19 protein-coding genes and 8 pseudogenes are annotated in these 22,342 nt (G+C 68.3%); 16 read left to right on the forward strand and 11 right to left on the reverse strand.

Annotation, left to right across the window (positions count from 1 at the left end):
• Positions 1-1,091: 1,091 nt before the first annotated feature.
• Positions 1,092-2,027 carry an SMI1/KNR4 family protein gene (locus tag ACIBU0_RS43770; protein ID WP_398830359.1) on the forward strand — a complete coding sequence of 312 codons (936 nt, stop codon included), beginning with the start codon at positions 1,092-1,094 and terminating at the stop codon, positions 2,025-2,027.
• A gap of 45 nt (positions 2,028-2,072) precedes the next feature.
• Here ACIBU0_RS43770 and ACIBU0_RS43775 read toward each other — a convergent pair whose 3' ends face one another.
• From ACIBU0_RS43775 to ACIBU0_RS43785, 3 genes and pseudogenes are all read right to left on the reverse strand, one after another.
• Positions 2,073-2,729 (reverse strand): hypothetical protein, encoded by a 657-nt coding sequence (locus ACIBU0_RS43775; protein ID WP_398830362.1) that lies wholly within the window; start codon positions 2,727-2,729, stop codon positions 2,073-2,075.
• A gap of 147 nt (positions 2,730-2,876) precedes the next feature.
• Positions 2,877-4,139, reverse strand: coding sequence for a hypothetical protein (locus ACIBU0_RS43780; protein WP_398830364.1), 1,263 nt, complete (start codon positions 4,137-4,139; stop codon positions 2,877-2,879).
• 272 nt (positions 4,140-4,411) lie between these two features.
• Positions 4,412-5,136 (reverse strand): annotated as a pseudogene (locus ACIBU0_RS43785) (transposase).
• Here ACIBU0_RS43785 and ACIBU0_RS43790 point away from each other — a divergent pair.
• The 7 genes and pseudogenes from ACIBU0_RS43790 to ACIBU0_RS43820 all read left to right on the forward strand — a co-directional run.
• Positions 5,086-5,852, forward strand: a pseudogene (locus tag ACIBU0_RS43790) (transposase family protein); the annotation flags it as partial. The pseudogenes ACIBU0_RS43785 and ACIBU0_RS43790 sit on opposite strands and share 51 nt — an antisense overlap.
• 806 nt (positions 5,853-6,658) lie before the next feature.
• Positions 6,659-6,924: pseudogene (locus tag ACIBU0_RS43795) on the forward strand (transposase); the annotation flags it as partial.
• A gap of 502 nt (positions 6,925-7,426) precedes the next feature.
• On the forward strand, positions 7,427-8,119 hold the full coding sequence (locus tag ACIBU0_RS43800) for a polyprenyl synthetase family protein (RefSeq protein ID WP_398830366.1): 693 nt from the start codon (positions 7,427-7,429) through the stop codon (positions 8,117-8,119).
• Positions 8,080-8,259 carry a polyprenyl synthetase family protein gene (locus ACIBU0_RS43805; RefSeq protein ID WP_398830368.1) on the forward strand — a complete coding sequence of 60 codons (180 nt, stop codon included), beginning with the start codon at positions 8,080-8,082 and terminating at the stop codon, positions 8,257-8,259. The genes ACIBU0_RS43800 and ACIBU0_RS43805 overlap by 40 nt, the downstream gene beginning before the upstream one ends.
• Positions 8,204-8,380, forward strand: a pseudogene (locus ACIBU0_RS43810) (IS21 family transposase); the annotation flags it as partial. The gene ACIBU0_RS43805 and the pseudogene ACIBU0_RS43810, both read left to right, overlap by 56 nt.
• A 155-nt stretch (positions 8,381-8,535) precedes the next feature.
• Entirely contained in the window at positions 8,536-9,516 is a 981-nt protein-coding gene (locus ACIBU0_RS43815) for a hypothetical protein (RefSeq protein ID WP_398830371.1), read from the forward strand.
• A 187-nt stretch (positions 9,517-9,703) separates the two neighbouring features.
• Positions 9,704-9,889, forward strand: a pseudogene (locus ACIBU0_RS43820) (MarR family transcriptional regulator); the annotation flags it as partial.
• A gap of 25 nt (positions 9,890-9,914) precedes the next feature.
• On the opposite strand, the pseudogene ACIBU0_RS43825 reads toward ACIBU0_RS43820, so the two are convergent.
• The 6 genes and pseudogenes from ACIBU0_RS43825 to ACIBU0_RS43850 all read right to left on the reverse strand — a co-directional run bounded on the left by ACIBU0_RS43825 (position 9,915) and on the right by ACIBU0_RS43850 (position 15,845).
• Positions 9,915-10,683: pseudogene (locus ACIBU0_RS43825) on the reverse strand (IS5 family transposase).
• Between the two features lie 606 nt (positions 10,684-11,289).
• The gene (locus ACIBU0_RS43830) at positions 11,290-12,579 is read right to left on the reverse strand and encodes a PQQ-binding-like beta-propeller repeat protein (protein WP_398830374.1); all 1,290 of its coding nucleotides are present in this window, start codon (positions 12,577-12,579) and stop codon (positions 11,290-11,292) included.
• Between the two features lie 261 nt (positions 12,580-12,840).
• A complete protein-coding gene (locus ACIBU0_RS43835; RefSeq protein ID WP_398830377.1) occupies positions 12,841-13,338 on the reverse strand; it encodes a hypothetical protein in 498 nt (165 codons plus the stop codon).
• Positions 13,339-13,613: 275 nt separating this feature from the next.
• On the reverse strand, positions 13,614-14,102 hold the full coding sequence (locus ACIBU0_RS43840) for a helix-turn-helix domain-containing protein (protein ID WP_398830380.1): 489 nt from the start codon (positions 14,100-14,102) through the stop codon (positions 13,614-13,616).
• Between the two features lie 236 nt (positions 14,103-14,338).
• Positions 14,339-15,103 carry an SDR family NAD(P)-dependent oxidoreductase gene (locus ACIBU0_RS43845; RefSeq protein WP_398830382.1) on the reverse strand — a complete coding sequence of 255 codons (765 nt, stop codon included), beginning with the start codon at positions 15,101-15,103 and terminating at the stop codon, positions 14,339-14,341.
• A gap of 46 nt (positions 15,104-15,149) precedes the next feature.
• Positions 15,150-15,845, reverse strand: a complete 696-nt coding sequence (locus ACIBU0_RS43850) for a DUF4386 domain-containing protein (RefSeq protein ID WP_398830385.1) — start codon at positions 15,843-15,845, stop codon at positions 15,150-15,152.
• Positions 15,846-15,923: 78 nt separating this feature from the next.
• Here ACIBU0_RS43850 and ACIBU0_RS43855 point away from each other — a divergent pair, with 78 nt between their 5' ends.
• From ACIBU0_RS43855 to ACIBU0_RS43870, 4 genes are all read left to right on the forward strand, one after another.
• Positions 15,924-16,484, forward strand: a complete 561-nt coding sequence (locus ACIBU0_RS43855; protein WP_398830388.1) for a MarR family winged helix-turn-helix transcriptional regulator — start codon at positions 15,924-15,926, stop codon at positions 16,482-16,484.
• A gap of 223 nt (positions 16,485-16,707) precedes the next feature.
• The gene (locus tag ACIBU0_RS43860) at positions 16,708-17,679 is read left to right on the forward strand and encodes an alpha/beta fold hydrolase (protein ID WP_398830390.1); all 972 of its coding nucleotides are present in this window, start codon (positions 16,708-16,710) and stop codon (positions 17,677-17,679) included.
• A 101-nt stretch (positions 17,680-17,780) separates the two neighbouring features.
• Positions 17,781-18,257: a cupin domain-containing protein gene (locus ACIBU0_RS43865; protein WP_398830393.1), complete on the forward strand. Its 477-nt coding sequence runs from the start codon at positions 17,781-17,783 to the stop codon at positions 18,255-18,257.
• A 17-nt stretch (positions 18,258-18,274) separates the two neighbouring features.
• Positions 18,275-18,637 carry a nitroreductase/quinone reductase family protein gene (locus ACIBU0_RS43870; protein ID WP_398830396.1) on the forward strand — a complete coding sequence of 121 codons (363 nt, stop codon included), beginning with the start codon at positions 18,275-18,277 and terminating at the stop codon, positions 18,635-18,637.
• Here ACIBU0_RS43870 and ACIBU0_RS43875 read toward each other — a convergent pair.
• A pseudogene (locus tag ACIBU0_RS43875) lies at positions 18,574-18,900 on the reverse strand (transposase); the annotation flags it as partial. The gene ACIBU0_RS43870 and the pseudogene ACIBU0_RS43875 overlap by 64 nt on opposite strands.
• Positions 18,901-18,969: 69 nt before the next feature.
• Positions 18,970-19,104: pseudogene (locus ACIBU0_RS43880) on the reverse strand (IS630 family transposase); the annotation flags it as partial.
• A gap of 304 nt (positions 19,105-19,408) precedes the next feature.
• Between ACIBU0_RS43880 and ACIBU0_RS43885 the strand changes: the two are divergent.
• From ACIBU0_RS43885 to ACIBU0_RS43900, 4 genes are all read left to right on the forward strand, one after another.
• On the forward strand, positions 19,409-19,786 hold the full coding sequence (locus ACIBU0_RS43885; protein WP_398830398.1) for a hypothetical protein: 378 nt from the start codon (positions 19,409-19,411) through the stop codon (positions 19,784-19,786).
• A gap of 64 nt (positions 19,787-19,850) precedes the next feature.
• Positions 19,851-21,467: a WXG100 family type VII secretion target gene (locus ACIBU0_RS43890; protein ID WP_398830400.1), complete on the forward strand. Its 1,617-nt coding sequence runs from the start codon at positions 19,851-19,853 to the stop codon at positions 21,465-21,467.
• Between the two features lie 17 nt (positions 21,468-21,484).
• A complete protein-coding gene (locus ACIBU0_RS43895) occupies positions 21,485-21,925 on the forward strand; it encodes a protease inhibitor I42 family protein (protein WP_398830402.1) in 441 nt (146 codons plus the stop codon).
• A 17-nt stretch (positions 21,926-21,942) separates the two neighbouring features.
• Positions 21,943-22,332 (forward strand): hypothetical protein, encoded by a 390-nt coding sequence (locus tag ACIBU0_RS43900; RefSeq protein WP_398830404.1) that lies wholly within the window; start codon positions 21,943-21,945, stop codon positions 22,330-22,332.
• The last annotated feature ends 10 nt before the right edge of the window (positions 22,333-22,342 follow it).

The following is a 22,342-nucleotide window of genomic DNA, read 5'->3' on the forward strand; positions in this document are numbered from 1 at the left end:
AGCGCGGCCGGGGCGTCCTCGTCGAGGCGCGTCAAGGGTGCCCGCGCCGATGCGCCCCGCCCTCGAGTGAGCAGCAGGACACGTACCGGGGCCGCGAGCGACGCGTGGGCGCTACCGCCTTGGTGCATGTGGGATCCGTCGCCACGGGGGACGGCGACGGGCTTGACGATCCCACGGTGCCACACCCGGGTAGGACGTGGGCTGCTTGTCGCCGCGCGAACAGCCGGCCGAGGATGGCGGATTCCGCTGACTGTCTCAGGGACGCCCGTCCGATTCCGTATCCGCCGCCGGGTCCAGACCGTATGCCAGCGCCTCGGCCAGGCCGTAGCCGGGGCTGTTGTCAAGCAGCCCGCGGCGGCGGTTGTACGGGCCGGTGGTGCGGGCATCCTTGTGGTCGGCCCATTACTGCGCTCGGTCGATCCGGGCGTCGGGCCGGGCGAGGGCGTGGGTGATGGCGTTTTGTTTCATCACGTGCGGGTGGATCGAGCCGGCCTACGGCAGCACGGCCCGCTTCGCGAGCGAGCGGATCGTCCGCCACACGGCGGGCTCGTCGAGGCGGCCGCCGGGGGCGGTGGGGAAACGGCGGTCCGGTGGTGCGGCCGTCGAGGTAGTCGTGCAGGGCGTTCCAGGTCTGCGGCGGGATCGCCTTCTTCTTCCGCGTGCCGCCCTTGATGCGGGCGTTGATGACGTGGTGGCCGAGGTCCTCGACGTCGGCGTCGCGTACAGAGTCGATCCGAAGGCACACCGAGTAGACCCTCGCGCGCTGAAGAAGAATTCGGCCCGTCGCCACGAGGGGAAGCGACGGGCCGAGCTGCCCCCTACGGTCCCACCGGAAGCCGACATTCACTCCTGAGGGGCGGGGTTCGCTGGCATCAGTGAAGCCGTTGCAGGGGGCGCCCGACGCCGCTCACACTGCGGGGCTCAGGGAGCGGTGCCCACCGAACACCGGCGACGGCGTGTCCGTCCCCCCGGCCTGGCGGAAGGGCCCCAAACCCCGTGTGACCTGACCACGCCACCATGGTGTTACCCGGTGACGGACACCAGGATGGAAGGATCGAGGGCACGCCCCGGATAACGACGTGGGAGGACCCGTGAGCGATCAGGAGTCTGAGGTGGCCGTGGAGATCTCGGACGGTGCGAGTGAGCAGTGCAGGCAGCTGGGTCCGGCGGCCGAGGCTGCAGTGGCGGAGCTGTCCCGGACGCTGGAAGGCACCCCGTTGGTGGGCGAGTTCGACACGTTCACGAACCTGTACCGCTCGTATGTCACCACAAGTGAGGGCGTGCGGCTGAGCGTGCACTACCTGTACGGGCCCCCGTATGCGGCGGAAGGGGTTCTGCAGATCGGATCGGTTGCGCAGGTGACGGCCCCGATCAGTGCGGCCGAGAAGCGCGGTGAGCGCGCTGAACAGGAACGGCTTGAGGCGGCGGGGGACATTCGGGATGACGCGGCGCAGGAGGAGGTTGCTGGTCGCCAGGTGAGGGATGCCTGGCTGCGGATCGAGGCCTGGCTGCGTGCCCACGCCACCGCTTCGTACGGCGCCCTGCGGCCGGGCGTGTCCGGCCAGGAGCTTGCCGCGCTCGAGGGCGTACTCGGCACCCGGCTCCCGGCGGAACTGAAGACACTGTGGGGGCTGCGCGGGGGCGTCCATGACGTGCGCGGCGCTGGGTTCATGGTTCGGAACTGGGCTCTGATGGATCTTGCCTCAGTGGCCGAGTACCACGGCAGCCAGATGATGGTGGGCGACGACGAAGTGTGGCAGCGCGCATGGATCCCGTTTTGTTCCTCCGGCGTGCATGACCGGTCCTTCGTGCTGTACGTCGATGCCACGGCCGGCACGGTGGGATATGCGTCGCGGTATGGGGAGCGTTGGGAGGAGTGTGCGTCGTTGTCTGTCTATCTGGAGGAGATGGCTGACGCGTTGGAGGCGCCGGTGCTGGCCGGGAAGCAGAAGCCGGGGCTGGTTGACGGGGCCTTGGTATGGGGGCCGGTGAGCGACGTACCTGGCTGGCAGCCGTTTTCCGGCTGAAACACGTGGGGGCCGCCTGCCCCCACGCGCGTGCCTCAGGGGCTGTCAGCCGACCTTGCGCCAGGCGCAGGTGTTGGTGGCGTTTGCGCAGTGTTCGAAGCCGGGGTTGCTGACGAAGAAGCCGTCATTGTCCAGCAGGCGCCAGACGGTGGGCTGGAGCTTTTTGAAGGCCGTCTCGTTCTGTGTGTTCGGGATAGCGGCCCGGCCGCACTTCTCCTTCCAGGTGGGGCCGTTCTTGGCGGTGCGGATGTCGGCGAGCAGTCCGAAGTCGGTGCTGGTGATCTTGTCGGTGAACAGCTGGGCGCACTCCTTGCCGTCGCCGACCTGGTTCGGGCCGCCGGGAAAACCTCCGCTTTCATGGGTGGAGGCCATGGCGTACTCGTCACAGCTCGTCGTGCCCACGGACGCGTCGGCCGGGTGCGCCGTCCAACTGGAGGGACAGACCTTTCCGCGGCTGTCCGCCGATGTCCACGGCTGGCCGTTGGCGTTCTTCACAGGGGTGTCGGGGCCGAGGTAGCTCAGCAGGGAGTCCCACTTCTTGGACCCGGGGTGGGTGGGCAGCTTCTCCTGCATGAGCCAGTAGTAGGCGCCGGCAGCCGGGTAGAGGTTGGTGTCGACGGTGTAGGTCGGCTTGAAGAACGGCAGGACGCAGCCGGGCGCTATGGACTTCAGGATGTCGTCGCAGCGGGGGGGCGAGTTCACGCACGCTGGTGTCGCCGCTGGTGCCGAAGTCGGCCGTGGCCGTCAGGAAGTCGCCGGCGTCGACACTGGCGGTCACGGACCAGCCCAGGTCGATGACCTCCTTGCCGGTGCCGTTCCAGGTGGTCTGGACGGTGCCCCAGCGGGCGTTCAGCGGGCCGCTTTCGGTGATACCCCAGTGACCGGTGGACGGCTTGTTGTTGATGTCGGCCCACTTCGTCTGCGACTGGACGCAGTTCCTGCATGTGTGGCCGACGTTCCAGTTGAGGGTGACGCCTTCAAGAGCCGGGTCGATCTGGGCGGGCATGGCGACGAACTGCTGATCGAACTCCGCGAAGTCGCTGCCGCTGTCGCCTTCTTCGTGTACGTCTTGATCTGCTGCTGGATATCGAAGACGGCGATCCCGAACTTGGGAGAATCCGGGTCACTGTCCACGAAGGTAAGCGTTGCACTACCGATGGACTTCATGCAGGCCTCGGTGCGGTTCATGAAGTCCTTGCCCGCCGTACTCCCCCCACACCAGGAGACCAGGTTCGGGTCGTTCCCGTCCGCGGCAACGGCGTTCGCCGCGGCGACACGCTGCTTGCTCTCCTTGGTGGGTGGGGACAGTTCGATGCACAGCCTGCGGCCCTTGTCGTCAGGCTGGGAACAGGACTGCCTGCCGCCGGACTGGCTGGGGACGAGTCCCTTGGGCCTCGTCCCCTTGACTGTCACACCAGCGACCGGCCCCGGGTCGGTCCGGGTGAACTCGATGTTCTTCTGGGCCAGTGAATCGATCGTGGACGACGCCTGCGGGGCCGGGAAGCTCACATACGGGTTGATCTTGAAGTTGGCCCACGGTGACCACTCGGTCTCATACAGGCTGCCGTCGTAGGCAGAGGTGTGGAACGTGTAAGTCACGCCCGGCTTCAGCTTCTTGTCCGGCACGGTGACCTGAGCGGTCTTGCCGGAGGCCACGAATCCGGAGACGAGGACCCCGTACGGGTTGTCGTCGGTGAGTTTTACCTGGGTCTTGGGTTTGCCGGCGGAGTCCGTCGTCCAGACCTCGAAAGTCAGGTTGGCCGTGTCGCCGTCGGCGTCGGTAACGGTGTTGCGCAGCACCACTTTCGGGCCGATGACGTTCCAGGTGCTGCCGCCCTTGACGAAAGGCGGCCCAGCGGATGGGGATCTACCCGAAACGGGCCGGGAACCTGCGGCGGCGGCGTTCTCCGGACCGGCTGCAGGGCGGGCTGATGGTGCACCAGTCGGGGAAGGGCTGGGCGTGAAATCGGCGGCCGTGGCAGTGCCGGCGCCTATGAGTAACGCGGCGGCCGTTGCTGCCAGGATGCTGCGCAGATGACTGAGCGCGTGTCTGCAGCTCAAGATCGCTCCCCCCTTGGCGTACGGATGTTCGAAAGCGATCCCAGCAGACACCCCGCCTAGACCGTATGACCAAGGCCACGGTTTAACTGGCGTTGGCGTAAAAGGAGTTGGCAGCCAATCCCACCCCCGAAAGGATCGGCGCCTGGCCGGCGAGGCCCCCTTGCCGCCACAGGCGGCTCTGGGCAGCCATTGAGGGCCGATCCACGACGACCGGCACAGCGCCTCGATCCGCTAATGCGTTCGAAAGTTGACTCAAAGTCAGCTAAAGCCTGTTCCAGAAGTCCGTGGGTGGGCACTCTGGCGGGCCGTTGCAGATGTGTGGATCATGCGGTGAGGGCGAGGTTGTGCATGCGGGCGACGACCTGGACGGCGTGATGGAGGCCGTCGCCGCGCTGCCGGCAGTCCCGCAAGATCTTGTAGTTCTTCATCCGGGCGAAGGTGTGCTCGACGCGGGCGCGGACTGTGCGGTGGGCGGCATTGTCGGCCTCCCGCAGGGGCGGCAGGGGCCGTTTGCCGCGGCGGCGGTGCGGCACCACCAGGCCGGTGCCCCAGTAGGCGCCGTCGGCGAGGACCGTCACTCCCGCCCAGGCGTGGGCCAGGCCGGTGTCCCGAAAGGCATGGGCGTCAGCGGTGTTGCCCGCCACCGGGCGGCCGGTCGCCACCATCAGGCGGGTGTCGGCATCGATGATGCCCTGCGCGTTCACCGAGAAGCGGTAGGTGCGGCTGGAGGTGGCTACGCTTCCGTCGCGCACCGGGACGAGCGTGCCGTCCACGATCCACAACCGGTCCACCACGCCCTCGGCCCGCGGTGCCGGCTCCAGCGCGAGCAGCGGGCCCACCTGCTGGACGGTCCGGCAGACCGTGGCCGGGCACACCCCGAACAGCACGGCCAACTGCCGCATGGTCACATTGGTCCGGTAGTAGACCGCCACCAACAGCACCCGCTCGGCCAGCGGCAGCCGCCACGGCCGGCCCATCCGCGGATGCTCACCACCCACTCCCGCACCGCCCACACCAGCCGGGTGAACCGGTCTGCGGGTTTGAGCAGTTCGGGCGGCTGCTGAGGGCGGTTCGGGAACGCGGTGGTGAGGGGTGCGGGTGGGGTCGTCCGTGGCGCCTTCCGCTGGCCGAGCGGGTGCTGCTGGTGGCCGTGTACTACCGCACGAACCTCACGATGCGGCAGCTCGCCCCGCTGTTCGGTATCTCCCCGGCGACCGTGTGCCGGGTGATCCAGCGGTTGGGGCCGCTGCTCGCGCTCGAGAGCCGGCCAGCCGGTACGTGCCCTCGCAGGAGGCCGTCGAGCGGTTGTGGATCGTGGACGGCACCCTGATCCCGGTCCGTGAGCGAGGTGTGGGTGCCTCCGCGCGTAACTACCGTTTCTCAGCAAACGTGCAGGTCATTGTGGACGCAGACACCCGTCTCGTGGTGGCCGCAGCGCGCCCTGTACCGGGCACCACCGCGGACGCGCACGCCTGGCGGCGCTCCGGCCTGGCCGAGCACTGCGAAGGCGTGACGGTGCTCGGCGACGGCGCTTGTCTCAACACCGGAGTGATTGTCCCGCACCGCAAACGCCCCGGACGGCCTCTGCTGAAGGGCGAAGAGGAGGACAACGCCGCGCACCGAAAGGTCCGCGCCCGCGTGGAGCATGTGATCGGACGGATGAAGAACTACAAGATTCTGCGTGACTGCCGGTAGCGCAGCGACGGCCTCCACCACGCCGTCCAGGCCATCGCCCGCATGCACAACCTCGCCCTCGCCGCGTGACCAGAGGCGCCAAACGCCCAGTTCAGCCTGCCTGTTCACGGTGTTCTGCAACGCGCTTTAAGCGGGCGTAACCGGGGTGCCCTCGGCGGCTGTTGGAAATGTGTGACCAAAGCCAAAGAGCACACCGAGGACACCTGCGCGCCCTGCTCGTCCTGACGAACCTCGAAATCAACCGTTGAGCTTTTGGGCAAAGAACCCATTCCTGAACCCTGGCCGGAGCCACGCTGGGGGAGAGAAGTGGGCCCTCCCCATGAGCCAGCCCTCTGGAGAGGACCCAGCCGCGCTCGGCACTCGCATGATCCGGCGGCTCTACCCGCTGTTCTTCACCTGCCGACGGAGCATGTCCCTGATTCGCCACCGCAGCTTGCGGGCCCGTGGGGTCTCAGTGGAGTAGCTGGTGCTGAACCTGATGTCGTCCGCGGTGCGCCCAAGGGGCGTCCCCTCGGGCGAGTACCGCGTGGGAGGTTGTTCGACCATGCGTCTCTCCTACGGATTCGGAGACCTGGTCCCGCATCCCTTGCGCAGATCGTTGTCGGAGCGGGTCTTCGGGCCCCAGCCGATCCCGCTGGCATAGCCCTGCATCACAGGGTAGTACGTGTAGGTACCGCCCCCGTCGTTACAGTCCGTCGACCACCTGTAGTCGATGAAGCTGTTGGAGGTCAGCCCCGTACCGTGCCAGCTGTTGTAGCCGCGCGGACCGCTCCACGAGCTGCGCCACGTCTGCGTCTGCAGCTTCTGCGAGCCGAACGAGCCGCTGCACGCCTGCGAGGTCTCCCACTGGAACCACGCCCCAGCTCGTGCGATGCGGAACGGCCGACGCTCGCGACGCCTACGTCATCGCCGACCGGCCAGAATGCGCCGCGACTTGCGGCCCATCCACCCCGGCGACGAAGCCGCCATCGAGCGCAAGCTTCTGACCGGCCGCCGAACTGACCTGGTCGAGGGCCTCACCCGATCTGTCAACCGCCTGCGCGGAGCCCTGCTGGGCATGTTCCCGGCTCTGGAGCGGGCCCTGGACGTGACCAACACGGGCCCGCTGAAGCTGCTGACGGGCTACCAGACTCCAGAGGCGTGGGGTGCAGTCGTTGCCTCTGTGGCGGCTATCGGGGCCTTGCAGGGCGTGCATTGCTGAAGCAAGTGCGTCGAGCCGCAGGGGTTCAGGGAGCAGCGCTTCCGTGGATGTCACGCATGCCCGGGGTCTGCACGACTCCTCAGCACCCGCGCTCTCACCGTCATCGTCCGATTGCCCGGGAAAGGTGGAAGGCCATCCGGTAGAGATCCTTTACGCGAGCAAAATCAACTACAAGTCGCCAGACCCCCGCCGAACCCGTACTCGTTCTCAGAAAGCTGACTAGCGGTACCAGTGGGGACCATGCGGGGCCGTCATCGTCTTGGTATCGAAGGTTCTCCACTCCATAGGCTGGCGCAGTGGTGACGTTTCCGGCGCCCTCTGGGGCGGTGGCGCGCTTCTGTGCGCCCTGTGAGGTCTGGCGAGTCGTGTCGTCTTCGAGGGGAGGAACAGGCTGAGCGGGTCTGGGAGTGTGCCCGCCGGCTGCTGGTTGAAGGAGGATCCCTTGTCCGAGACCGCCGTCCCGCTCCCCGCCTCCGGACTCGACCCTGCCTGTGTGCGAAGCGCCGTCGATGAGCGCCTGGCGACCTTCCTGGACGCCAAGGCGCGTCTGGCGGCCGCGCAGAGCTTCCCACCAGAGGTCACCGACGTTCTGCGCGATCTGGTCCTGGGCGGCGGCAAGCGGATCCGCCCGGTGTTGTGCGTGGCCGGCTGGCGCGCGGCCGAGGGGTGTGGTGATGAGGACCCGGTGCTGCGGGTGGCCGCGTCGCTGGAGATGTTCCACACCTTCGCCCTCATGCGCGACGACGTCATGGACCGCAGCGCCACCCGCCGGGGCCAGCCGAGCGCTCACGAGGCCATCGCCGCCCGCCATGCGGGGCGCCTCGATGCGGCGCGGCTGGGCGCGTGTGCGGCTGTGCTGCTTGGTGATCTGGCCCTGGCGTGGTCCGACGAGCTGCTGCACACGGCCGGACTGAGCGCGGACCGGTTCGCCGCAGCGACGGTGGTGCTGGACGGGATGCGCACGGAGCTGATGTACGGGCAGTACCTCGCTGCTCTCCACCGGCCGACCGAGCACCGACCTGGACGCGGCGCTGCGCACCGCCCGATTCAAGAGCGCGAAGTACACCGTGGAGCGTCCTTTTGCAGCTCGGGGCGGTGCTGGCCGGAGCGGACGCGGGCGTCTGCGCGGCGCTGAGCACGTTCGGCCAGCCGCTGGGCGAGGCGTTCCAGCTGCGCGACGACCTGCTCGGCGCGTCCGGCGACCCGTCTGAGACCGGGAAGCCACTACGGCCTGGACAGCTTCTACTGCCGCCCCGGCCTGGCCGGCGCCCATGAGAAGAGCGGAGTGGAAGGGGATGTCGGCTACTTCCGCCGCAACCACCTGGTCCCGGTCCCCGAGGTGGACTCCTTATCCGAGCTGAACTCGCTCGTCGAGCAATGGGACGAAGCGGATGAGCGCCCGTCGTGATCACTTTCGGGGGCGATGGGGCGAACCCGCTGTTCTGGGTGGGCAGGGCCCCGGGGCGGATACGCGAGAGTTTCCACTTGGGAGTGGCTGGATTGCGTGGAGTGGGTGGCGGCGTGCCTGGCGGATCGACATGCTGATCAACTATGTCGAACAATTCGTCATCGTCGCGCGGGACCTCGACGGAGCCCAGCGAGGCATCGGAGACCAAGCCGCGTGTTGTGCCGTGGGCGGTGGCATGCCTGCTCAGTGCTGTTTTGGCAGTAGGAGTCAGCAGCCTGTTCGACTTCACGAGGTCGGAGGAAGCGGAGCAGCGGGCCGAGGAGGACTACGCCAGGTCTGTGCATTCGGGCGGCGGTTCGGGCAGCGATTCGCTCCTCGACCCTGGCTTGTTGATCGCGATGGGCGCCACTGTATTCATGCTTGCCTTGGCCCTGGTGTTCTTCACGCTCCATCTGCGCAAGGACGGCCGGAGCATTGAGCAGGGTCGTGAACAGGTGCGCGAGGCGGAGCAGGGGTTGGAAGGCGCCCTCTCGGTCATAGGTGAGGCCGTGGGCGTGCCGCGTAGCCGGGCAGCGGCGGAGGATGAACCTGTACCAAAGGATGACGTCAAGCACGAGGGGGAAGCGGCCAGCGACGGCCGCGACCTGGCGCTAGCTCCTCTGTGGAAGCTGACTCATCGACGGTTGGACCTGTACCACAAGATCGCAACGAATCAGGCGAAGTGGTCTTTCGCCAGCGCACAGATCGCGATCGTGATCGGTTTCATCTTGCTCGTGCTGTTCGTCGGCGTGGCACTTCGGGCAAGTACTACCGCCGGAGCGGTCGTTGCCGGGGGCCTCGGCACCGTGTCCGCGGCACTCGCCGGTTTCGTGAGCAAGACGTTCGTGAAGTCTCAGGAAACTGCGGCCGAGCACCTGAAGGCGTATTTCGATCAGCCGCTTGAGTTCTCCCGCTATCTCGCTGCCGAGCGGCTGTTGGCGGATTCGGGATTGAGCGAAGACCGGAGGGCGGAAGTGGTCGGGCAGTTGGTTCAGGTCATTGCCTCTGGTCCTGGGGGTGGGACTCCTCCGGACGCAGGTGGGGTGGCGCAACTGTTGCGGCAGCTGATCAACGGTCAACAGTGAGCTGGCGGCCGTTCGGCGGGGAGCATCACCGCGGTGGTCATGAGGATCGATCCCGGCGGCCTCGAGGAGGGCGGCGACGGTGACCACGCCGTCCGGGGAGTGCCGGGGCTCGCAGACCACGCATCTCGATTCGTGGCCGGAGGCGGGGCGGGATGGCAGATGACGCCGCAGATCGCCCGGCCCGCCGGTGGACGTCCTGACCAATCATGCGCGGGTGCTGCTTGCCATCGCGCGAGATCCCGATACACGGCTGCGTTCCATCGCCACCGCCTGCCTGATCACGGCACGAGCGGTCCAGGTCATCATCGCCGACCTCGAACAGGCCGGTTATCTGCACCGGGCACGGGTCGGACGGCGCGACCCCTACACCCTAACAACGGCTGACAGAATGACTTGAGTTATCGATAAGTGATCAAGCAGCAGGCAAGTTTCAGGAACGCCTCGTGCATGTCCGCTCGTCGTTCCCAGCGCACGCGCAACCGGCGGAAGCCGTGCAGCCGGGCAAAGGTCCGCTCGACCACCCACAGGTAGACACCCAGGTCGGAACCGTGCTCGGTGCCGCGCCGCGCGATGGCGGTACGATGCCGCGGGCGCGGACATCCTTGCGGTAGCAGTCGTGGTCGTAGCCGAGGTCGGTCGGCCGACCGACCCTGCCGCGGACGGGCGGGGCGGCGTCCAGCAGCGGCAGCAACTGGGTGACGTCGTTGCGGTTGCCGCCGGTGAGGGTGACGGCTAGCGGGGTTCCGTGTCCGTCGGTGATCAGGTGGTGCTTGGAGCCGGCCCGGCCCCGGTCGACCGGCGACGGGCCCGTGCGGCTCCCCCTTTGACGCCCTGACGCGCGAGGAATCGACCACACAGCGGGAGCAGTCCAGCTTCCGATCTGCGTCTAGCTCAGCGAGGAGAGCCTCGTGAAGCCGCTGCCAGACCGGCCTCGTTCCAGTCCCGCAGCCGCCGCCAGCACGTCATCCCCGAACCGAACCCCAGCTGCTTGGGCAGGTACTCCCCCTGGATGTCCCTGTGCAGCACGTACAGGATCCCGCACAGCACCTGCCGGTCCGGCAAGGGCTTACGGCCCGGATACAGGAACCTGCGCTCCCTCCTCGGCAACAGCGGCTCGATCCGCTCCCACAGCTCATCCGACACAATCACGGCGATGCCCCCACGCATCCGACAACGCTCAACCCGCCGCCGAGCCACGGCGCGCAGGACCGATCCGCCTCATTGTGTTAGCCGTTGTAACCCCTCCATGGGGGCCCCACGATGGGTATGGTCGTGAGGCTGACGCACTGTCATTACACGGGTCTTCAGGGGGACTTGTGGACGACTTGCCCGCTGTAATCCGCCCAAGTGCCGCACCGCCTGCTGACCGACCCCGCGTTCGTGAGGGCCCAAGACCTGAGTACGCCGTAGCCAGGCTCGGTGCGCGCCCTGGCCCTCGTCATCCCGCCGGGCGGCGCGGCGACTTCGGGAGCTGTCCCGGCAGGCGCCACCGCGGCCGCGGCCAGGGCGTGCCCGGCTCGGGTCTGCTGCCGCACCGGACACGGACGCCACCGCACACAGGACCTGTACGAAGCGGTCCCACCCAGCACCACCGGGAGCGTGCCGTACGCGAGTTGCGGGACGTCCTCGCCGCCTGAGCGTATGAAACGCTGGCATTGTTCACGAGAACGGACAGCTCAGGTTCACTACTTCGGGAGGCAGCCTGGTCGGCGGATGTTCGATGTCATTTGTGGACATGTGAGCAGATGGCGGTGTCGCTCATGGCGGCGGCCGTCACCAGCGTTCGTACGCGGTGAAGGGCTTGTTGTAGCTGCCCGAGCGGACGGCGATGATCAGGTCCTTGTACGGCAGCAGGTCGTCGACGGAGCCTGTACCGTCGCGGAAGGCGCGGTCCTCCTCCTCGTTGCCGGTCGCCGCGTCGAAGACGTACAGGACGTCCCCGTACTTGGCGGATCCCTTCACAGCCATCACCCGGCCGGCCTCCGCGTGCAGTCCCTTGATGACGTAACCGGCGCCGCCGATGTCCTCCTGCCACAGCTCGTCGCCGGTCGTCGGGTCGAAGGCAGCGAGGAGCCCCCACTTGCCGCCATCGGTGAGCGCGAAGAGCCGCCGGTCGGATACGACCACGTCCGTGCCGATCGAGCCGTAGCTGTCGCCGGTGGCCTGAACGCGCGCCCCAGGGCGGCCGTCCGGCCCGAAAGTGAGAAAGGCGTCGATGCCCCGGTCGCCTCCGTCGACTCGCAGCACGATCGGCTCGGTGGCCGTGATCGTCACGCTCGCGTCGGTGGGGACACCGTTGCGGGTGTCGAGGGGCGTGGTCCACCGTTCCCTGCCGTCGGCCGGGTCGAAAACGGCCAGCTTCATCTCCTCGCCGCAGGCCAGGACGGCGAGGACCTGCTTCGGCGCGGTGGCCATCCGGCCCGGAACGCAGCCCTTCGGCACCGCGGCCGTCCAGCGCGGGGAGCCGGTACGCAGATCGACGGCGCGCAGAACGGGGGCGCCCTTTCCGGTTCCGGCGTCGAGGAGCACACCGAGCCCGCTGCCGACGGCGAGGGCACCAACCCTGTCGGCGGTGTCCCCGTTCGCCGCGAGAGCGGTGTGCCACAGTTCGCTGCCGTCGGCGAGGTCGAGCGCGGCGACGGTGGCGCAGCCCTCCTCGGCGTTCCTGACGTTCTCGTCGTACGCAATGAGCACGCGGGTGCCGTCGGCGGTGATGCTGGTGGCACAGATGTCGGTGCGCCGGGGCGGGACGAACTCCCAGCGCTTCTTGCCAGAGCCGGCGTCGAAGCCGGTAACGGCGTCGTAACGGGCGCGAACGAGGGTGTCATCGACGAGCCAGGCCTGGTGGATGCTGTCCCCGGGTGCCTGGTTGTCGCTTTGGGTCTCCCAGGCTGTCGTCATGGACGACCCCGGCCAATAGCCCGTGTTGCTCAGGAACGTCCAGGCGACGCCGACGACGATCGCGAGCAGGATACCGATGGCGGTCAGGCCGCCGAGTACGGTCCGCAATGTGCTCGGCGCTGCTGTGCCGTATCTTCGGTCGCTGTTCGTTCGCTCCGCCATACGGATCCCCACCCCTGGTCCAGTCACTTGGATGGTGAAAAGCGTAAGGGGCAAGTGATCATCAGTCTGCTCAAGGACGACGGCGATCCGCGAGCCGAGGACGAGAAGGTGCGCGAGGCCGACCCTGAGTCGGCGACTCGGCAGTCCAGGTTGGGGGCTCGGCGTTCGATTCCGGCGGTTGACTCGCGCGCCTCCCGAAGCGGTGAACATCTGCTGTTCGTTCTCGTGAACAAAGCCAGAAACGCGGAGCGTCGTCTTCGGCTACAGCCCGAACTGGCTCATCAGGTCCGTGCGCAGTTCGTCAGCGCTGCTGCGTCCTTCGTCATCCGCCGCCGCTGGGGAGAGCACGGTGTGCGCGGGTTGGAGATGGTGGGACTTGCGGGCGTACGGCGGCTCCGTCTCCGGCCCGTCTCCCCAGGTAGAGGTGAGCGGCGTCATGGCTCTGGGTTTGTCCGGGGAGGTGATCGACGCGGTCAGTTGCAGGGGGCTGTCCAGGCGCAGCTTTCGCTGGTGCTCTTGCGCGGTGGCGATGAAGTCGTAGCAGCATGCCGTGACCAGGCGCTCGGATAGGCGGAGGACGTCGTCTTCTCCTGGGAGCTCCTCGCCCGCCTCGCGGATGAAGGACAGGTTGGCGGCCATGAGCACGGTGCCGTCGTAGTGCAACTCGGTGATGATCTCCCGGTTGATGGGTGATTGGGGGTTGTGGCACACCCAGCGGCACAGACCGGGGCGCGGGTTGAGTCGAGTGTCTGGTCCCATCCCTACCAGGGAACCTGGCACCGACTCTCTCGCGTGCAGAACGCGGGCTCGCGTCTTGGCGGCCTCCCAGACCTCCCGTGCCTCATCACGGCTCATCGTGTAGGCCCCCGCGAGGCAGGGGCTGCTGGGGCCGGGAGACCGCGAGGAACCATGCCGAGGGCGCGTAGGCGTGGGCGGTGATGGTCTGGGTGGTGAAGTCGATGTGCTGGATTTCTTCCTTGCCCGGCCGACGCGGGCGAAGCGGTCGCGGTAGGCGCGCTCGATCTGGTGCTCTGTCATCCAGGCGGTGTGGTCGTTGTCCCGGTAGGGGACGACTGCGGCCTGCTGGTCCTTGTCGCGTGCTGCGCCGCCGTACACGATGTGAGGGGGCATCTCGCTGGCCGGCAGATCGACGATAGGACAGTCTCCGTCCCGTCGCTCAGCTCGAATATGTCAAGGTCCGGCAGGTTGGGCTGGACATGGTTGCGGATCCACTGGGCGTACTGCTGCCGGTTGACCTCATCGGGGTCGATGCCCGTCAGCACCGTCGCCTTGCCCTGAACGCCAAAGATGATCAGCCCGCCACGGGTGTTGGCCATGGCGGCGACGTCCTTGGCGAATTCGTTCCACCGGCCGTCCCGGGGCGGCTGGGGAAGCATCTCCTTCCAGTCGAGGTCGTCGGACTCCTCCAGGTTGTCCGCCGCGGCCTGGCGGACCATGTCGAAGGTGAGAGGACCGGGCGGGCATCCGAGGTGTTCATGGAGTCTTGTCCATGTGCGTGCCATGCGCGGCAGCGTAGAGGGCGTATCGACCTCTGTCAGAGACGCCTTGCCCCTGCGATGGCGGGCGGTGATTAACACTCCGGGAAACTGATGGCTCACCCTGAACAGGAGAGCCCCCGTACTCACTCAGAGGGCGGTTCGTGGGTTGATGTCCGTTTCCAAGTGATGCTTGAGGCAGGCGTGCCGGCTGCGGCGCCGGGCACTGCTTCCTGGCTGCCGGCGGCGTGCGTCGGCATGCCTCAGTTGGTGATGCGGCCGCCGGTGACGTCCACGGTGAGGCCGGTCAGCCAGGCGGCGGCGTCGGATGCGAGGAACAGGGCTGTCTGGGCGACGTCTTCGGTCGTACCCATGCGGCCGAGCGGATGCATGGCCGCGACTTTCTGCTGGATGTCGGCCGGCATATTGGCTTCGACCTTCTCGGTGCGGATGGACGACGGCGCGATGGAGTTGACGCGGACTCCGCGGGGGCCGATCTCGGCGGCCAGGTGCCGGGTGAGCATGACCAGTCCGGCATTGGCGACGCCGTAGGCGAGGTTGGCCCGGCTGGGCTGGCGGCCGGCGGCTGAGGACATGGTGATGATCGAGCCGCGGCCGCGTTCGAGCATGCCCGGTAGGAACGCCTGGATGGTCAGGAAGGCGGAGGTCAGGTCGGAGTCGAGGACCTCGTGCCAGCGCTGTTCGGTCAGTTCCGTGGAGGGGGTGGGGTGTCCCTGGCCTCCGGCGAAGGCGGCGAGGATGTCGACTGGGCCGAGTTGGGACTCGGCCTGCCGGCGCACCCGGTTGAGCGCTGCGGAGTCGGTGACGTCGGCGACGGCGGCGACGGCCGTTCCACCTCGGTCGGTGATGTCGGCGATGACCGCGTCCAGGGCCTCTTGGTCTCGTCCGACCGCGCAGACCGCGGCGCCCTGGGCAGCGAAGGCCCGCGCCGTACGCGCGCCGATGCCGCGTGATCCGCCGGTGACGACGGCGGTCTTGCCCTGCAGGTCCGGGTAGTCGCTGAGCATGTGAGGGGCTCCTTGGAGGCGGGCGGCGGCAGGGCCCGTGCGGGTCCTACCGGTGCGGCGTGCGGTGGCGGGTGTGCGGTATCAGGACTGCGACGACCACCAGCCACACGGTGCCGCCGAAGCGCACGACGGGAAGGAGATAGCTGAAGCCGAACGCCAGCAGGGTGAGCGTGGAGACCATCCCGGCGGCGGCGAGCACGAGTCCGCTCCACGCCACGGCACGCGGCAGCAGGCCGGCCAGCAGGCCCGGCACGGAGACTCCGGCGATGAGCAAGGCGAACATCACCACGTACGCGGGGCCGCCGGACAGGAACGATAGGTCGGCCAGGGCGCGTGCGAGACCGGAACTCGCGTCCTCGGGCAGTCGGCCCCCGGTCCAGGCGAACATGGCGCTGACCGTCAGTGCGCCTGCGGCCAGTACCCCTCCGACCAGGGTGATCGCCGAACCTGGCGCGGCGATGCCCAGCGCGCGCAGCCGGCGGTAGAGCACCGCCGCCGAGATCGCCAGGGGCACCGCGGAGGAGAACAGCAGGAAGGCGCCGACCTTGATCGTGGTGCCGTGTGCCTGGGCGTAGTCCAGGACCGCGAGGCCCGAGGCGTCGGGGTGCGGGGTGGAGCGGTTGGCGACGACGTACGCGACGGTCAGCACGGCGAAGGCCAGGACGGGGGCCAGCAGGGGCGGGCCTGACTGCCGGCGGCGGGCGGCGGTTTCGGGGGGCTGCCGGGCGGGGGCGGTGGTCATGGGTTGCTCCTCGGTCGTTTCTATACTCACGATAATGATTACAAAGCGAAACGATTGTCAAGGCGCTACAGTGTCACCATGAGTACGAATCGTGAGGATGGCGGGTCCAGGCCCCAGGGAGGCGCGGCCTTCCTGCTGGCCCAGCTCGGAGCGCACGCGGCCGCCCGGTTCGCGGAACGGATCGCCGGGCTCGATCTGACCCCCGCACAGGCAGGGGTCTTGCGCCTGCTGGCCAGCACTCCAGGGCGCAGCCAGCGCGAACTCGCCGACGAACTCGGGATGCCGCCGAGCCGCTTCGTCCCGTTCGCCGACAGGCTGGAGGAACGCGGGTTGATCGAGCGCCGCAGGAATCCCAGCGACCGACGCTTGTACGCACTGCACCTGACCGACGAGGGCGTCACGCTGTTGTCCGAGCTCAGAGAGGTCGCCGCAGCTCACGAGCAGCAGATCTGCCAGGCACTGACCCCCGACGAGCACGAGCAGTTGCGCGCGCTGCTCCATCGCATGGCGGCGCAGCAGGGACTCAGCCCCGGAATCCACCCCGGCTACCGGTGGATCAGGCCCGACCGCGTACACCGCCCTCGCGAACCGCTCACCCCCGAGGAATCACCCACCTCGGACCAAAGCGGAACCGACTGAACCACGAGGGAGGGGCACGGGAGAGGCCGCGCCGCCTCTGGGAGAAGGCCGGGACCACGCTCGCCACCTACGAGGCAGCCGGTTGCCACCGACGGAGACGTTCCACCTGGGTGTCGACTCCTCGCCCTCCCCGTGACCGCAGACCGGCCGGACGTGATGAGGACACCTCGGGCAACGGCAGGCCCACACATGCAATTGCGTTCGACGAACCAGGAAGCTCGATATGTCAGAAATCGCTCAGCGCACACTCATGGTCAACGGCATCAGCATGCATCTGGCGGAGGCTGGGGAGGGACCTGCGGTCGTACTGCTGCACGGCTTTCCGGAGCTCGCGTACTCCTGGCGGCATCAGCTGACTGCCCTGGCGGCAGCCGGATATCGGGCCATCGCCCCCGATATCCGCGGTCACGGACGCACCGACGCCCCCGCGGAGGCGGAGGCGTACGGCATGCGCACGATGATGGCCGACATCACCGGCCTGATGGACGCACTGGAGGTGGCCGAAGCAGTAGTCGCCGGTCACGATCAAGGCGCACTGCTGGCATGGGCGCTGGCCGAGGCGCACCCGGAACGAGTGAGAGCCATCGCCGCGCTCGGTGTGCCGTACCACCCCAGGCCGCCGATGCCGCTCACGCAGGCGCTGGCCGCCTACCGCCAGGGCAAATTCAACGTCGTGACCTACTTCCAGCAGCCGCACATCCCGGAACGCGAGCTGGAGGCGGACGTACGCGACACGCTGCTGCGAGTGTTCGCCGCACAGTCCGGCGACGCCGACCCGGATCTGGTGCCGACATGGCTCATGGGCACCCCGGAGGGAGCCGGATTCCTCGACGCGCTTCCGAAGCCGGACCGGCTGCCGTACTGGCTGAGCGAGGACGACTTGAGCCATTACACGGCGGAGTACGAGCGCTCCGGCTTCACCGGCACCCTCAACCGCTACCGCAGCATCGACGCCGACTGGTCGGACCTGCCCGAGCTCGGCACCGGCACCATCACCCAGCCCGCCGTCTACATCACCGGCGACATGGACTCCGCCTACCGTCTCGGCACGCTGGAACCGATGAAGGCCCAGCTCACGGAGCTACGCGCGATCGTCATCCTGCCCGGCTGCGGCCACTGGACCCAACAAGAGCGGCCCCACGAGGTGAACGATCAGCTCATCGCCTTCCTCAACGGCCTGGACCGGACGCGGTAGCCCCCGCCCAGCCCACAACTTCCCCAGGAGAATCCCACAGACAACAGGCGAGCCGAGTTGACCGGCCGAACGCAGGCCGCATCGAACAAGAGGAGCAGTCGATGTCGTACCCGCCCGCTCAATATCACGGCACCGGTGGCAGGATCAGCGCCGCCTACCGAGTCGCCCGGCTACCGCCTGAGCTGCCGATGAAGGCCGGCGCCGCGAGTTACCTCGCCACCGCTGCCGGCACCCATGGCCAATTCGGCCTGTACCGATGGGACTTCACCGGCGCCCCCAGCGGCCCGGCACCCCACTACCACCGATCCATCTCGGAGTCGTTCTTCATACTCGCCGGCACAGTACGGCTGTTCGACGGCAACCACTGGATCGACGCGACACCGGGCGACTTCCTCTACGTATCCGAGGGCGGCGTGCACGCCTTCCGCAATGATTCCGGTCAGCCCGCCTCCATGCTTCTGCTGTTCGCGCCTGGAGCGCCGCGCGAGGCGTACTTCGAGGGCCTCGCCGGCCTCGGCGAGTTGACGGAGGACGAGAAGGCCGAGTTCTTCCTGCGCCACGACACCCACTGGCTCTGACTCGCCGAGACGAATCCGTGCCACCGAGCCCCGGAACCGCCCGCCCAGGCCCCGCAGCCGTCGACCGGCCGCTGACCCGCACGATCGGCGATGCGGCAAACCACCCGTCATGGCTGCGCAACGTCGCCGCCAACCCTGAAGTGTGTCTGAACCTCGGCGGCGAGGACGTCCCCATGCGGGCCGCCATCTTGTTCCTCGGAGAAGAAGAAGGAGGTATGGCCGAAGCTGGTCGCCTCCTACCGCAGCGCCGCCACGCAGCGCAAGACCGACCGGGACATCCCTGTCGTGCGGCTGAGCCCGACCCCCGACCGTGGTTGACGACGCATGGAGTCTCGACGTGCCGCGCCTTCTCCCGCACCTGCCAGCGCAGCAGGTCGTGAATGGTCTGGTCGGTCCCGTCGTCACGCCACGTGTAGAAGTAGTACTTCACCGCCCCGGGCGGCGGGAAGTCGTGCGGGAGCAGATCCCACTGGCAGCCGGTGCGGCCCTGGTAGAGCAGCGCGTTGACGATCTCCCTCATCGCATACCGGCCCTGATGGCTGCTGACCGAGGGATGCGCAGCCTTCCAGGCCGTGATCACAGGCTCCACCAGCGACCACTGCTCATCGGACAGGTCAGTCTTGTAGGGCTTGCGCTCGCTCACGACGACCAGCCCAGCACGCGCATGGCCGCCGATCGGCCGGGATACCGTCCAGCCACACGTTCAGGCGACGATCGACCAGCGTGTGAAGGGCAGGCCGAGCAGGCTGTGGCGGCTGGAGGCCTTCTGGATGACGAAATCCTCGGCGTCACGGTCGAGCAGTCGGGGACGGCCTCCCGCCCGCCGGGGGTCCAGACAGGCCAGCCCCGTCCCTTGAACTTGTGGACCACCCGCCAGGGTTGTGACGCCGGCCAGAGACGGGGCGAGTAGGCGTCACAGCGTTGTAGGCAGTGTCACCGTCTGTGCCGGTTGCTACGTCTCCAGGCCGCGTGCGTCACGGTGTAGGCCAGTCGGTCGTGGGCCTGAACCAGCTGTTGTGCACGGGGGCTGTGAAGGTCGTTGCGTTCATGCCACCGTCCCCTGCTAGATTGCGCCCTCAAGATCATGAAATCGGGGGCCGGAAATGACCGTGCAAGGGCACGCCGGGGGCTATCGCCTTCAGACGAGCGCGATGGACAGCGAGGCTCAGACACTCGACACGGCGGGTGACGACGTCGGTGCCATAGCCAGGGCGGTCAAGGACACCGCCTGCTACACCTCGGACGCACTCGGCGGCTCCGACGCGGGCCCCGCCTACAACAACTTCGCCGGCGACTGGCAGGCAGAGGCCAAGGTCCTGGAGAGTGCCCTGCACGAACTGGCCGACAAGGTGCGGGTGTCCAAGGCGAACTACCAGGGCGCCGAGCACGCCTCCATCCGGGGCATGAGCGCGGCCGGCGGCGAGGGCGTGACGACGATGCCCGCGCCCGCGGGGAATGTTCCCGCGCCGGGCTACCGCACCATGCCCGCGCCCGGGACGGCGCCGCGCGGCCTGTCCGACTTCGACTGAGCGTCCTTCGCAGCGCGTACGAGTCCACACTCCTGCCCTCACCACGACAGAAGGCCGCACCGTCATGCCCGACGCAGGCGAATCCACCACCGACCGCCGCCAGAAACTCGCCGAATACCACGACTCCATCTCCTCGGCCGACAGCAAGAACGATCTGATCGGGGCCATCAACAACGCCCTGGGTGTCTCGGCGCCGGTCGGTGAACCCGGGATCCTCGAGGGTCTCGCCAAGACCTACCGCAAGCAGATCGACGACGCCGCCGACGTGCAGCGGCGGGTGCAGAAGGTCGCCAACGAGGGCCTGCCCGACGCCTGGGTGGGCAGCACCGGGGCGCGGGCGTCCGAGGTGGTGAATGCGGCGGCCCGCTCCGCCGAGCAGATGGAGCAGGCGTTCAGCGGCGCGGCCGGCGCCCTGTACCGCCTGGCCGACGCGCTGACCAACGCCAAGGCCCAGGACAAAGGCGGCCGCGAGCAGTTGCGCGAGGCGCTCGGCATCCTCGGCGGTGAGGACGGCTTCTTCGACGACATGGTGGAGAAGGACGCCGAGGAGGAGGAGCGGCTGCGGGCCCGCAGCATCGCGGCCGCGGGCGCCAAGGCGATGCACACCGCGGCGGAGGTGGCCGACGACGCCGCGCGGGCCGCGGCACGCGACCTCAACAAGCTGGCGTCCGAGGCGCGGGCGGGCCAGATGAAGACCGACAACATCTCCGCCGCGGACCGCCTCGTGCTCGCCGACGTCGCGGGCCCCGGCGGCCCGGCGGAGATGAACGAACTGCTGACCGCGAACGACCTGGAGCGCTCGGGCCGTGCGATGGAGCGCCTCGACGCCCGCGAGGAGGCCGAGTTCGAGCGGATGCTCGCCGAGGCCAAGACCCCGCAGGAACGCGCCTACCTGGTCAAGGCGCTGGCCGCCGGGTACGACGTCAAGGAGGTCGGCGAGTTCCGCGACAAGATCCACGGCAAGGACCCGGACTGGCTGCAGCGGCACTTGACGCCGGTCACCACGGCCGGGGACAGCATGAAGGACGAGGGGATCAACACCAGCGGCCCCCACGAGGGTTCCAACCACAACACGGACCAGCAGACGTTCAACGGCGAGAGGTGGTCGCAGGAAGGCAACACCTGCGTGCCGTCGACCGTCGTCACCGGGCGCGCCATGGTCGATCCGGTGTACGCCCTCGAACTCACCGGCGGCCCGTCCGGGCAGGAGGACGACCCTGGCGCCTTCCGGGAGCGGCTTCGCGACGAGCAGCTGCGGATGCACGACGAAGGCGACGGCAACAACGAGTACGACTTCCCCTTCGGCTCGACACCCGACGGCATGGACAACGACGGCAAGACCGAGATCTCCAACAAGGAGATCAGTCCGCACACGGGCGGCGAGTACGAGTTCCAGGAGATCCGGAGCGCGGACGACCGCCGGGATGCGCTGCCCGACATCCAGCGGGCCGTCGCCGAGGGCAGACCGGTACCGATCGGCGTCGAGGGCGAGGACGAGGACGGCGACCGGGTCGGCCACTCCATGATGATCATCGGTCAGGAGGGCGACATGCTGCAGGTCTACAACCCCTGGGGAACGACAACATGGGTCAGCGAGGACGACTTCGTCAACGGCAACATGGGCAAGGCCTCCGACAAGGACCTGCCCGACGCCTACGGCGTCCACCTGCCCGCCCAGTGAACGGAAGGCCGATCCCCGTGAAGTCGAGCCACCGCCTGTCCACCGCCCTGGCCCTGCCACTGACGGCCGTGATGCTGTCCGGGTGCGGCCTCTTCGGCCCCGAGACGTTCGAGGCCGACGACCGGTCCATCGAAGTGGACGCGGGCGACACGTTCGAGCTGACGCTCCCGGCCAGCCCCTCGATGGGCCAGGACTGGAGCATCGTAGACCCCGGTCCCGACCGGGCCACGGTGCGCCAGGAGGGCCGCCGCGAGGAGGACTTCGGGGGCGACAGCGGTGTCGACGGGGCTGGTGACGGCACGCAGACCTTCACCTTCGAGGCCGTCGCCGCGGGCACCGCGAAGATCAAAATGAGCTACTGCGTCCTGGGCGTCTGCCCCGACGGCGACGACCGCACCGCGACGGGCAGCCCCGGCAACGACCCGGCGTACTTCATCTACACGGTCACCGTGCGATGACCGGAACGGACGTACCGATGAACCCCACCACGACCGACGAAGAGTCGGCGCAGGCCGACGTCGCCATGCTCCTGCGCTACGGCATCGGTGCCCGGGGCCCACGCCGCAGCGCCCTCTTCGGCGATGGAGCCGTGGGCGCCGCGGTCACGCTCGACCGCCTCGGGGTCCAGCCCCGCTCGGTGGCGTTCCTCGGCAGGACCGTCCGCAGCGGTGGCACCGGCTACACCGCCCGGCTGCCGGAGCTGCTGCCCGAGCCGACGGCCTCGGACCTGGTGCGGGGCTGGCTGGATACGGCCGCGTCGGTGGCCCGGCCCGTGGACGGCGACGAGGTCGTGGCCCGCTGGCTGGAGGCGGTAGCCGAACTCATCGGGCTCCGCCGCACTACCCGGGAGCGCGCCGCCCACTGAGCTCAACCTT

Source organism: Streptomyces sp. NPDC049627 (assembly GCF_044465645.1).
Classification (GTDB): domain Bacteria; phylum Actinomycetota; class Actinomycetes; order Streptomycetales; family Streptomycetaceae; genus Streptomyces.